The sequence below is a fragment of the Oceanobacillus sp. FSL K6-2867 genome (genome assembly GCF_037963145.1).
In the GTDB taxonomy this organism is placed as follows: domain Bacteria; phylum Bacillota; class Bacilli; order Bacillales; family Amphibacillaceae; genus Oceanobacillus.
Map to the genome: position 1 here is coordinate 3,640,811 of NZ_CP150144.1, position 11,607 is coordinate 3,652,417.

General features: G+C 36.9%; 12 protein-coding genes and 1 tRNA gene. 10 read left to right on the top strand and 3 right to left on the bottom strand.

The genetic code is table 11. The features are described 5' to 3' along the window. The first annotated feature begins 203 nt into the window (after nt 1–203). From NSQ77_RS17560 to NSQ77_RS17585, 6 genes are all read left to right on the top strand, one after another. A complete protein-coding gene (locus NSQ77_RS17560; RefSeq protein ID WP_339227363.1) occupies nt 204–1,193 on the top strand; it encodes a hypothetical protein in 990 nt (329 codons plus the stop codon). 95 nt (nt 1,194–1,288) lie between these two features. Further along, nucleotides 1,289–2,239 carry a thioredoxin-disulfide reductase gene (gene trxB, locus NSQ77_RS17565; protein ID WP_339227364.1) on the top strand — a complete coding sequence of 317 codons (951 nt, stop codon included), beginning with the start codon at nt 1,289–1,291 and terminating at the stop codon, nt 2,237–2,239. Between the two features lie 470 nt (nt 2,240–2,709). Further along, complete coding sequence (gene rapZ / locus NSQ77_RS17570; protein ID WP_339227365.1) at nt 2,710–3,591, top strand: RNase adapter RapZ; 882 nt, start codon at nt 2,710–2,712, stop codon at nt 3,589–3,591. Nucleotides 3,592–3,593: 2 nt separating this feature from the next. Next, nucleotides 3,594–4,547: a YvcK family protein gene (locus NSQ77_RS17575; protein WP_339227366.1), complete on the top strand. Its 954-nt coding sequence runs from the start codon at nt 3,594–3,596 to the stop codon at nt 4,545–4,547. An 86-nt stretch (nt 4,548–4,633) separates the two neighbouring features. After that, the gene (gene whiA, locus NSQ77_RS17580; protein ID WP_339227367.1) at nt 4,634–5,584 is read left to right on the top strand and encodes a DNA-binding protein WhiA; all 951 of its coding nucleotides are present in this window, start codon (nt 4,634–4,636) and stop codon (nt 5,582–5,584) included. A 201-nt stretch (nt 5,585–5,785) separates the two neighbouring features. After that, a complete protein-coding gene (locus NSQ77_RS17585; protein WP_339227368.1) occupies nt 5,786–6,040 on the top strand; it encodes an HPr family phosphocarrier protein in 255 nt (84 codons plus the stop codon). A gap of 82 nt (nt 6,041–6,122) precedes the next feature. On the opposite strand, the gene clpP is transcribed toward NSQ77_RS17585, so the two are convergent. Together clpP and NSQ77_RS17595 are read right to left on the bottom strand one after the other, a co-directional pair. Further along, the gene (gene clpP / locus NSQ77_RS17590; protein ID WP_095311210.1) at nt 6,123–6,713 is read right to left on the bottom strand and encodes an ATP-dependent Clp endopeptidase proteolytic subunit ClpP; all 591 of its coding nucleotides are present in this window, start codon (nt 6,711–6,713) and stop codon (nt 6,123–6,125) included. Nucleotides 6,714–6,998: 285 nt separating this feature from the next. Then, entirely contained in the window at nt 6,999–7,490 is a 492-nt protein-coding gene (locus NSQ77_RS17595; protein ID WP_339227370.1) for a MarR family transcriptional regulator, read from the bottom strand. A 434-nt stretch (nt 7,491–7,924) separates the two neighbouring features. Between NSQ77_RS17595 and NSQ77_RS17600 the strand changes: the two genes are divergently transcribed. The 4 genes from NSQ77_RS17600 to NSQ77_RS17615 all read left to right on the top strand — a co-directional run bounded on the left by NSQ77_RS17600 (nt 7,925) and on the right by NSQ77_RS17615 (nt 11,130). Further along, nucleotides 7,925–9,121 carry a glycine betaine/L-proline ABC transporter ATP-binding protein gene (locus tag NSQ77_RS17600; RefSeq protein WP_339227371.1) on the top strand — a complete coding sequence of 399 codons (1,197 nt, stop codon included), beginning with the start codon at nt 7,925–7,927 and terminating at the stop codon, nt 9,119–9,121. Next, on the top strand, nt 9,114–9,971 hold the full coding sequence (locus NSQ77_RS17605) for a proline/glycine betaine ABC transporter permease (RefSeq protein ID WP_339227372.1): 858 nt from the start codon (nt 9,114–9,116) through the stop codon (nt 9,969–9,971). Before NSQ77_RS17600 ends, NSQ77_RS17605 begins: the two co-directional genes overlap by 8 nt. A gap of 65 nt (nt 9,972–10,036) precedes the next feature. Further along, nucleotides 10,037–10,924, top strand: coding sequence for a glycine betaine ABC transporter substrate-binding protein (locus NSQ77_RS17610; protein WP_339227373.1), 888 nt, complete (start codon nt 10,037–10,039; stop codon nt 10,922–10,924). 130 nt (nt 10,925–11,054) lie between these two features. Beyond that, a tRNA-Arg gene (locus NSQ77_RS17615) sits at nt 11,055–11,130 on the top strand. 117 nt (nt 11,131–11,247) lie between these two features. Here the strand turns inward: NSQ77_RS17615 and NSQ77_RS17620 are convergent. Continuing rightward, the gene (locus NSQ77_RS17620; RefSeq protein ID WP_339227374.1) at nt 11,248–11,505 is read right to left on the bottom strand and encodes a hypothetical protein; all 258 of its coding nucleotides are present in this window, start codon (nt 11,503–11,505) and stop codon (nt 11,248–11,250) included. Nucleotides 11,506–11,607 lie beyond the last annotated feature (102 nt).

Here is an 11,607-nt window from a genome sequence, read left to right on the forward strand (position 1 = left end):
AATTGTAGACACACTACAACAATTGGAAGTGCAGTGTTTTTTTATTATCTGGCGCATTAGCAATATATAAAACAGCCTCATGATTCGACATTTTTCTTAAATTGTACAGGTTAGTTCCAGTTTTCTTCCAATCTTATAGGAATAGCCCAAAATCTATGGTATAATTTTGTCGGATGTTGCGATTTTAGGGGGATACTATGCAAGTGAAGAAGAATAACGAATTGAAATCAAATAAGATCATCCCTTTTATTCCTGAAGGTGAATTTTACTTTACGAAAGGTGTAGAGGCTTTTCAAAAAAGAAAGTTCGATATAGCGATAAAATGGCTGAAAAAAGCAATCGAGCAGAATCCTAATGAACCATTATATAAATGTCAAATGTCGATTATATATACAGAAACTGGTGCATATCACGCGGCGAATCAGCTGCTGACAAATGTATTGCAATCCAGTGATTATATTGATTGCTATTATTTAATAGCAAATAATTATGCACATCTTGGACTCTTAAATGATGCCAAAAAATATGCTAATTCTTATCTGGAAAAAGAACCGGATGGAGAATTCAGCGAAGAAGCAAAAAGCTTAATCGAAGTTCTTGATATTGACGACGAAGATGATGAAGAAGATTGGTTTTTTGAGGATGAAGATGAGCTGCTAATTTTACAGGAAACAGTGTTTTATCATATGGAAAATAAAGAGTGGGATAAAGCAATGCCTCTCCTTGAAGAGATGAAAATCCTTTTTCCCGAATATACAATGGCACAGCATGATTATACCCATGCATTGTTTTTCACTGGAAAACAGCAGGAAGCCGTACAGCTGGAGATGGACATGTTAAAGGAAGATCCGAATGCACTGTACAGTCATATTAATCTTGCCTTATTTTATTATGAAATGAATGAGAAACAAAAATATGAAAAACATATACATGTGTTAAAAAATATATATCCAATTCATGAACAGCAGAAGCTGAGAATCGCAGTGACGTTTTCAAGAACAGGAAATCACGAAGAAGCTTTCACTCGTTTTCGCACGTTAATGAAAGAAAAAGTGAAAAACCATCTTTCCTATTATAAATGGTACAGTGTATCAGCATATCAAACCGGCGATCCAAGTAAAGCTTTAGCACTATGGGAAGAGGGCTGCAAGAAGCATCCCACACTTTCTCAAGAAGATGGGCCATGGAGCTGAAAAAGGGGTTCGCTGAGCAGAAAGATAGACGGATGCTGCGGGATTTTATACACTGAATATGATTAAAATATATATAATTTGAAGGGGCGATTTCAATGTCCGAAGAAAGAATGTATGATGTGATTATCGCAGGAGCTGGACCAGCTGGAATGACTGCTGCGGTTTATGCTTCTCGTGCAAACTTAGATACGTTAATGCTAGAGCGTGGGATTCCGGGTGGACAAATGGCGAACACAGAAGATGTAGAAAACTATCCGGGTTACGATCACATTTTAGGGCCGGATTTATCGAATAAAATGTTTGAGCACGCAAAAAAATTCGGTGCTGAATATGCTTATGGCGATATTAAAGAAGTTATTGATCATGGAGATTATAAAACAATTGTCACAAGTAGCAAGGAGTTTCAAACACGATCAATAATTATTGCAACAGGAGCACAATACAAGAAGTTAGGTATTCAAGGGGAAGAAGAACTTGGGGGACGCGGTGTCTCCTATTGTGCTGTATGTGACGGAGCTTTCTTTAAACAGAAAAATCTAGTCGTGATTGGTGGCGGAGACTCAGCAGTTGAAGAAGGAATTTACTTGACTCGATTTGCAGATAAAGTAACCATCATTCATCGTCGTGATGAGCTTCGTGCACAAAGAATCATCCAAGAACGTGCATTTGACAATGACAAAATTGATTTCATCTGGGATACTGTTGTTAATACAATCAATGGTCCTGAAGGAAAAGTAAGCAGTGTAACCTTGGAAAACAAAAAGACTGGTGAAGTATCAGAATTTGCGGCTGATGGTGTGTTTGTATATATTGGCATGGTCCCGCTTAGTGAGCCATTTAAATCACTTGGTATTACAAATAGTGATGGTTACATTCCAACGAATGAAAATATGGAGACGAATCTCCCTGGTATTTTTGCAGCAGGGGATATTCGTGAAAAAACACTTCGACAAATTGTGACAGCTACTGGTGATGGAAGCATTGCAGCAGAAGCCGCAATTAAGTATGTTGAAGACCTTGCAGAAAAGTTAAAAACAACAAATTAATAATAAATGTGTAAAAAAATTTACTAATAGTAATTGCTTCTTAATGGTGTTGTAATACGTTCGCAACATAAATGGGGTACACTATAAATAACTAATTGACCCCCTTTTAATAGATAAATTAGTTTATTGCACAGGTGTATATCACCTGTGTTTTTTTTTGAGTGTAAGTTTGTCCATATTTGTCAAAAATACTCTTTTTTCATTTCCTTGTTGGAAATGTTTCGTTCATAGTATAATGAAAGCAGTGGCTTGAAAAACAAAAGAGGAAATGTATGGAGAACGGATGAGACTGCTTCGGTATCATATATTATCCGGCTCAGCCAATGTATAATCTTTTTTAAGAGCTAGAAAAATTAGTAATCATGAATGGAAGATGTTTGCCTGAGCATATCTTAGTATAGATGGAATACAAAAGGAATTGTACTAGCAGATCCAAACATCCTTTTATGTATAAGAAGGAGAGATTGTTAATGGGTATCGAACAAGAAACAAACTTGGTTATTATAACTGGTATGTCTGGAGCTGGAAAAACAGTTGCAATACAGAGCTTCGAAGACTTAGGTTACTATTGTGTAGATAATCTTCCTCCTGCATTGTTGCCTAAGTTTTTAGATTTGATGAAGGATTCCACAAACAATATTCACAAAGTAGCATTAGTAATGGATTTAAGAGGTCGTGAGTTTTTTGATTCTTTATTTGAAGCTTTAGACGTTCTTGGTCATGAGGACTGGCTAAACGAGCATATTCTATTTTTAGATGCAAAGGATGAAGCACTTGTTTCACGCTATAAAGAAACTAGACGTTCACATCCGCTTGCAACAGGTGGACTTCCTTTAAATGGAATCACAAAGGAACGCGAAATTTTGGATGAACTTCGAGGGCGGGCACAGCGGATTATTGATACAACGAGCTTGAAACCAAGAGACCTTCGTGAAAAAATCCTGAAAATCTATTCGGAAGAAAAACAGGAAATTTTTTCTGTGCATTTTCTATCCTTTGGCTTTAAGTATGGTCTGCCAATCGATGCGGACTTGGTATTTGATGTGCGATTTTTGCCGAATCCCCATTATGTTGCTAACCTGCAGCCGTTAACCGGATTGAACCAGGATGTGGCTTCCTATGTTTTCAAATGGTCGGACACACAGAAATTTAACGATAAAGTACTCGACCTATTAAAATTTATGCTTCCACAATATAAAAAAGAGGGGAAATCCCAGCTTGTTGTAGCAATTGGTTGTACTGGCGGACAGCACCGTTCTGTAGCGTTAGCTGAATTTTTTGCCAAAGAGCTCTCTGCAGGCTATATTACGCATGTCAGCCATCGGGATATTGATAAAAGAAAGGGACATTAAAAATGAATAATCAAAAATTCCCAAGAGTAGTTGCCATCGGTGGCGGTACCGGCATGCCGGTATTATTAAGAGGACTAAAAGATTTGCCAATCGAGCTTACAGCATTAGTAACGGTTGCTGATGATGGAGGCAGCAGCGGCAGGCTGCGAGATGAAATGGCAATACCAGCACCAGGTGATATTCGAAATGTAATTGCAGCCCTTTCAGATGCTGAGCCAATGCTTCTTGAATTATTCCAGCATCGATTTGCAGAGGGGAATGGCCTTTCTGGTCACTCTTTAGGCAATCTTCTGCTTGCGGCAATGACGTCTGTTACAGGTAATTTTAATACAGGCATTAAAGAAATATCACGTGTTCTAAATGTAAAAGGAAAGATCTACCCAATATCAAATGAAAACATGTCTTTACATGCTGAAATGACGGATGGGACAATTGTCTCTGGGGAATCAAAAATTCCACTTATGAATAAACGCATCAAACGTGTTTTTTTAAGTCCGCAGCCAATTAAGCCACTTCCAAATGCAGTTAGGGCGATTGAGGCGGCTGATTTAGTCGTTATCTCACCAGGGAGCTTATATACAAGTATTATGCCTAACTTGATCATCCCCCAGGTAAAAGAATCACTCAAGACTACGAAAGCAAAGGTTGTTTATGTTTGTAATGTCATGACTCAATTTGGAGAGACCACAGGGTATACAGCTTCTGATCATGTTCAGGCAATTACGGATCATATTGGTAAAGGTTGTATTGACGCGATTGTCGTACATAATGAACCAATTGAAAAGTCTATTCAAGCAGTTTATGCAGAAGAAAACGCAGCCCCAGTTATCTATGATACGGAACGGTTAATCGATATGGGACTGGAAATTATTGAAGGGGATATTATCGATCATTCCCAAGCGACTGTCAGACATGATAATACTAAAATTGCAAAGTTATTATATTCAATATTATAGACGCTGAATAGAAGGACCAGACTTTTTGAACAATCATTACAAAAAGAATAACTCAGATTTATGAGCAATGGTAAAGGGGGGATCTCATGTCCTTTGCTTCAGAAATTAAAAAGGAATTGACAACAATTGAAGTTGACGAATGCTGCCAAGTTGCAGAACTGGCAGCATTAATAAGAATGAATGGTGCTGTTTCATTATCAAGATATGGCTATTCACTTGATGTACAAACAGAAAATGCTGCAATCGCAAGAAGAATATATACATTAATTAAAGCGAATTATTCGCTCCCAGTAGAGCTGCTCGTCCGTAAAAAAATGAAATTGAAGAAGAATAATGTATATATTGTACGGATGAAAGATGATGTGGAGCCCTTTTTGGAGGACTTGGATATTATCCATGAGCCCTATAAGGTTGTTCGTACAATTTCCAAAAAATATTTGGAAAGCGGATGCTGCCGAAGGTCCTATTTACGCGGTGCGTTTCTTGCAGGAGGTTCAATTAACAATCCAGAAACCTCATCCTACCATCTTGAAATATCTAACTTCTATCAGGATCATAATGATGCATTATGTGAATTATTGAATGCGTTTGACTTACGTGCCCGTACATTGGAAAGAAAGAACGGATATATTGTTTATATTAAGGAAGCTGAGAAAATCACGGAGTTTTTAAGCATTATTGGTGCGCATAATGCACTGTTTAAATTTGAGGATGTCCGAATCGTAAGAGATATGCGGAACTCTGTCAACCGATTAGTTAATTGCGAAACAGCCAATTTAAATAAAACAATAGGAGCGGCATTCAGACAAATTGAAAATATTAAGCTGATAGATAAAACAGTTGGTTTAGATCAACTGCCTGAGAAATTACAGGAAATTGCCAAGCTTCGTGTCCAGCATGAGGATGTCTCCTTAAAGGAGTTAGGAGAATTAGTAGCAAGTGGCAAGATTTCCAAATCAGGAGTGAATCATCGATTGAAAAAAATTGATGACTTTGCAGATAAAATACGACGCGGGGAAACAATCTTAAAGAATTAGTAAGTAAATTAGTACATTCGTTTTGCTATTCGTGTTATAATACTGATAATTCAAAGGATTACCGTTTAATTGAAATAAAGGCAGAAATTTTATAAGCAGATAGGAAAGTATATTACTTTTCTATCTGCATAAAAAAGTGAAAGAAAATTTCTGTCATGTTTTTATATGATAGCGTTTTCTAAAATGAGGAGGATGGACGATTTGATTGAAAGGTCGGTTAAGGTGGAATTGGAGACAGGTTTGCAGGCTAGACCAGCAGCACAATTTGTACAGGAAGCGAATCGCTATTCTGCAAATATATTTCTAGAGAAAGATGGAAAAAAAGTAAATGCAAAAAGTATAATGGGCCTAATGAGTCTTGCAATTACAAAGGGCGAAGATATTGTATTAATTGGTGATGGCGCTGATGAACAGATCGCTGTAGATCATCTCATTTCGTTTGTTGCAAAACCTTAGAGGCAGGATTGGAGATAAATGCTATATAAAGAGCCTGCGGGAACAAAATAATGTTCTCGCAGGCTCAAAAGTTTATTGTTGCTTATTTTTCTTCTTTACGCTCTAAAATTTTGTCAATCAAACCATATTCTACAGATGCTTGTGCAGTCATAAAGTTATCCCGCTCTGTATCACGCTCAATTACTTCTAATGGTTGACCTGTTTTTTCGGCCATAATTTCATTCATTCTGCGCTTAATTTCAATAATACGCTTCGCATGAATTTCAATATCTGTTGCCTGTCCTTGAGTTCCACCTAAAGGCTGGTGAATCATAATTTCACTATTAGGCAATGCATAGCGTTTTCCTTTTTCACCAGCAGTAAGTAAGAACGCACCCATTGATGCTGCCATGCCGATACAAATTGTAGATACATCTGGCTTGATGAAATTCATCGTATCGTAAATTGCCATACCAGCTGTAATGGATCCACCCGGTGAGTTAATGTATAATGAAATATCTTTGTCTGGATCTTCTGCTTCAAGGAAAAGCAATTGGGCTACAATCGAGTTAGCCACATTGTCGTCAATTCCACTTCCTAGTAAAATAATGCGGTCTTTCAGTAAACGTGAGTAAATATCATATGCGCGCTCTCCACGGTTGGTTTGTTCAATAACTGTAGGTACTAAATTCATTGTAAATCCTCCTTTAGTCTGTAACATCGTACACCCACTTTTATGGATATAATTTCATAATAGCTGAATGGTCAATAAAGGTCAAACAAAAAGAAATGTATTTCTTAAAAATCTATACTCCATGATACCCTTATTTTTGCATTATAAACCTTTTTATTAAGTTAAGCATCAATATAGGGAGTTTGATAAATAAAAGCCGAGTAAGAAATTTGCATTTTCATTTCTTACTCGGCTTTTATTATATCACTGCTAATTATTAGCTAACTATATAGAATAGTATGTTGCTTAATCTGATTTCATGTTCTTAAAAAGCGTTTCTATTTGAGCATGAAAGGTGATGATTTCATTTAATCGTTCTGTTAGGTTTGTTTGCTCATCTAGTGTTAATTCACGGCTGCTTTGTTTTATATAGTAGTTGTTTATTTCTTCCAGGGAACTTTTTTGACGGCGGGCTATGTCGATCCATTTCCTCTGAAAGGAAGTCATAAATGTTTTAAATAGTTGGGAATCAGCTTGGTATAAGTCTTTTCGTACACCCTTTTTCCATACACGTGTAACAAGGTTTAATTCGGCCAGACTTCGGATGTTCGTGCTAATAGATGCTTTGCTTTTTCCTAATGCTTCTGCCATCTCATCTAATGTCAGGGTCTCTTCTGATAAATAAAGATATGCAAACAATCTTGCCTCTAAGGTTGTTAATCCAAACAATTCAATTGTCTTTGAGAATTCGATCATGATATTTACTATTATATTATCGTTCGTGTGAAGCTTCTCCATAGCATCCTCCTATACATCCCCAATAAAAGCATACATGAAAATAGCAAGTATTAAAAATATGCTGTTAGGTAGTATTTTGGAGCAAATAAGCGGAAATAAACGAATAATCAAGGTGAAGTTCATGCAATTTAAATTGTACGTATAAAACATACAAAAACAACCGAATTTAAAGTTTGTGGTTAAAAATTGAAAGGTTTATAGTTATAAAGTGACTAATTGCTGTTCGGGTATAAGTGGCTTTTCTTTTATTGAGAAATATTTCTTTTAAATTACAAATAATGTTATAGGTATCAATAAAATACTGCGCACTTTACGGAGTGAAAGCTTTGGCGAAAAGCCAATTTTCTAATGGCTTCTGACTGGTAGAAAAGTATTAAGACTATTAACGTACGTCATTAAGTGCAAATGCAAAACTAAAAAAGAGGTGAGAAAGCATGCCAATAATTGAGGCGAAAAATCTATCGAAGGTTTTTGGTAAAAATAAAAAACAAGCATTAAAATTATTGGATAAAGGTTTAACAAAAGAACAGATTTTAAAAGAAACTGGTAGTACGGTTGGTGTAAACCGTGCATCTTTTTCGGTTGAAGCCGGTGAAATCTTTGTCATTATGGGACTTTCCGGGAGTGGTAAATCAACATTAGTCCGCTTGCTTAATCGATTAATTGAACCAACGGAAGGAAATATTTTAATTGATGGCGAAGATTTATCGAAAATGGATAAGAATTCACTTCGTCAGGTGCGGAGAGAGAAATTAAGCATGGTTTTCCAGCAATTTGCACTGTTTCCGCATCGAACCATATTGAAAAATGCAGAATATGGACTTGAAATTCAAAATGTGCCTAAAGAAGAAAGAGAAGAGAGAGCAAAGAAAGCTTTAGAATTAGTTGGATTGGGAGACTATATCAATCAAAAGCCTGGCCAGCTTTCAGGAGGAATGCAGCAGCGGGTTGGTCTTGCAAGAGCACTTGCGAACGATCCGAAGGTTCTGTTAATGGATGAAGCATTCTCTGCATTGGATCCACTTATTCGTAAAGAAATGCAGGATGAATTGATAGATTTACAGTCTACGATGAAAAAGACTATTATATTTATTACCCATGATTTAGATGAAGCGCTTCGTCTTGGGGACCGGATAGCATTAATGAAGGATGGTGTCATTGTTCAAATAGGTACACCAGAGGAAATATTAGTTAGTCCTGCTAACGATTATGTTGAAAAATTCGTTGAAGATGTAGATATCTCTAAAATCTTAACAGCACAGCATATTATGAAACGTCCTGAAACAGTAAATATTGAAAAGCATGGTCCAAGAGTTGCTTTAGAGCGCATGCGAGAAGAGGGAATATCTAGTATTTTAGTCATCGACAGCAAACGGAATTTAAAAGGGTACGTTACAGCAGAAGATGCCTCAGAAGCCCGTAAGAAAGACATTAAAGATTTAACAGAGATTATTCGAACGGATATTCCGAAAGTAAATCGTGATACAGCGATGCACGATATTTTCAATATTATTTATGATTCTCCAACTCCTGTAGCAGTTGTGAAAGATGAGAAGTTAGAAGGAATCATTGTGCGCGGGGCTGTAATAGCCGCACTGGCAAGTGATAGTGAGGTGAACTTAGATGCTTAATAATGCATTAGATTTTATACCAGAAATACCGTTATCAGATGCAGCAAAAAATGTAACTGATTTTATAACCGATAAATTTTCATTTTTATTTAATCCAGTTAAAGAGCATTTTGGAAGTTTCATGGAATTCATGTCAGAAGACGTGCTAATGAATATTCCTCCAGTAATTTTTATTCTCGTTATTGCTATTCTGGCATTCTTTATTTCAGGTAAAAAGTTTGGTTTAGCTGTCTTCTCAATTGTCGGTCTTTGGCTAATTTATAATCAAGGACACTGGGATAACCTGATGAACACAGTAACACTTGTGTTACTGGCAAGTATCTTATCTGTTATTATCGGAGTACCTATTGGCATTTTGATGTCAAAAAGCAAAACGGCAAATGCAATTATTACGCCGATACTGGATTTCATGCAGACAATGCCTGCATTTGTTTATTTAATTCCAGCTGTTGCATTTTTTGGTATTGGAATGGTACCGGGAGTGTTTGCATCTTTAATATTTGCTACTCCTCCTACGGTGAGATTTACGAACCTAGGTATTCGTCAGGTTTCAAAAGACTTAGTAGAGGCTGCAGATGCATTTGGTAGTACTGGAGCACAAAAATTGTTTAAAGTAGAGCTGCCTATGGCAAAACCAACCATTATGGCTGGAATTAACCAGACCGTTATGCTTGCTTTATCAATGGTTGTTATTGCATCCATGATTGGTGCACCAGGATTAGGACGAGAGGTTCTTTCCTCCTTACAACGTGCACAAGTAGGACCAGGTTTTGTTGCTGGAATCGGCATTGTAATTTTGGCAATTATTATTGATCGCATTACACAAAATATGAATAAGAAAAAAGACTAAAACAAGTTGGCATCTTTTCATTGAAAAGTTTCCATATATATTAAAAAGAAGGGGAGTCAATAGTGATGTTAAAACTTAACAAAAAAATATTAAGTCTCATTGCTGTACTTTTATTAGCATTACTTGCTGCTTGCGGTAATTCAGAATCAGGCAGTGGTTCAGAGGATGCAGTTGTAGATGGTGATGAAATTGAAATAGCGTATGTGGAATGGGATTCAGAAGTAGCCTCTACTCATGTTGTTGGTAAAGTGTTAGAGGATTTAGGATATGACGTTAGCTTAACCCCGCTTGATAATGCAGTAATGTGGGAAGCAGTTGCGAGTGGTGAAGCAGATGGAATGGTTTCGGCATGGTTGCCGGGAACACAGGCTGCTCAATATGAAGAATATGGCGACCAAGTTGTTGATCTTGGTGAGAATCTTGAAGGAGCGGCAATTGGTTTAGTAGTTCCTAGTTATATGGATGTCGATTCAATCGCAGATTTAACAGATGAAGCAGGAAAGACAATCACTGGTATTGATGCTGGTGCAGGTGTTGTGCAAAATGCAGAAGAGGCTTTAGAAGATTATGATAATCTTGATGGTTGGCAAGTTCAAACCTCTTCCAGTGGTGCAATGGCAACAGCTTTAGGCGAGGCATACAATAATGAAGAAGATATTATTGTTACTGGATGGTCACCACACTGGAAATTCCAAACATATGATTTAAAATATTTAGAAGACCCTGAAGGTACATTTGGGGAAGCTGAAGTATTGAAAACAATGGTACGTGAGGGATTAGAAGAAGATCTTCCGGAAGCATACCAAGTTCTCGATAATTTCTACTGGGATTTAGATGACATGGAAGAAGTTATGCTGGCAATTCAGGAAGGTACGAGTCCTGAAGACGCAGCGGCTGATTGGGTGGAAGCAAATCCGGATAAAGTAGCTGAATGGACTGAAGGCTTAAAATAAGTTTGGTATTGACAGACTATCGACTTTCGATAGTCTGTTTTTACCAAATTATCATCTTTTAATAAAAAAGACTTGTTTCTCTGACGAAGCGGCGTTATAATAGAATATGTGTCAAATTTATAATGTATATGCGCCCATAGCTCAGCTGGATAGAGCACTGGTTTCCGGTACCAGGTTTGCCGGGGGTTCGAATCCCTCTGGGCGCGCTAAGAGAATAAACAAAGGCAATGGATTTAGAATCACTTAATCCATTGCCTTTTTTCGTAGGATTATAGGATGATGGATTAGATTAATTTGCCTTTTGTTGATTATATGTGATATAGTTAGCCGTCTGATTTTAAATCTTGCAGCTCGTCTTGCAGCTTTTGAATTTCCGTCTCTATTGTTTTAAACCTCGCTTCTAATTCTTCTTGAGCTTGCTTTTCTTCTTCTGCTTGAATTCTTGCTTCATCAATAGCTTCTAAAGCCGCAAAAGTACCAATTAAATCGGCTAACGTTGTTAGTGCTGCTGCAATTAAAGCCAGTTGAAGACTGGAATCTATGGATGTGTCCTGGTTATCGGTATTAGAGTCATTTTTCATCTAACCCCCTCCTATTATAATCAACCGAGTACTATAAACTATATGTTATTTTTTAAAATTTAATGAGGTCAAAAAGCGTTTAAATTACTGAAGCAATATAAC

What these genes read in the sequence shown, in the direction of transcription:
- trxB (WP_339227364.1), top strand. Translation starts at nt 1,289, where the DNA reads ATGTCCGAAGAAAGAATGTATGATGTGATTATCGCAGGAGCTGGACCA.
- rapZ (WP_339227365.1), top strand. Translation starts at nt 2,710, where the DNA reads ATGGGTATCGAACAAGAAACAAACTTGGTTATTATAACTGGTATGTCT.
- NSQ77_RS17575 (WP_339227366.1), top strand. Translation starts at nt 3,594, where the DNA reads ATGAATAATCAAAAATTCCCAAGAGTAGTTGCCATCGGTGGCGGTACC.
- whiA (WP_339227367.1), top strand. Translation starts at nt 4,634, where the DNA reads ATGTCCTTTGCTTCAGAAATTAAAAAGGAATTGACAACAATTGAAGTT.
- clpP (WP_095311210.1), bottom strand. Translation starts at nt 6,713, where the DNA reads ATGAATTTAGTACCTACAGTTATTGAACAAACCAACCGTGGAGAGCGC.
- NSQ77_RS17595 (WP_339227370.1), bottom strand. Translation starts at nt 7,490, where the DNA reads ATGGAGAAGCTTCACACGAACGATAATATAATAGTAAATATCATGATC.
- NSQ77_RS17600 (WP_339227371.1), top strand. Translation starts at nt 7,925, where the DNA reads ATGCCAATAATTGAGGCGAAAAATCTATCGAAGGTTTTTGGTAAAAAT.
- NSQ77_RS17605 (WP_339227372.1), top strand. Translation starts at nt 9,114, where the DNA reads ATGCTTAATAATGCATTAGATTTTATACCAGAAATACCGTTATCAGAT.
- NSQ77_RS17610 (WP_339227373.1), top strand. Translation starts at nt 10,037, where the DNA reads ATGTTAAAACTTAACAAAAAAATATTAAGTCTCATTGCTGTACTTTTA.
- NSQ77_RS17620 (WP_339227374.1), bottom strand. Translation starts at nt 11,505, where the DNA reads ATGAAAAATGACTCTAATACCGATAACCAGGACACATCCATAGATTCC.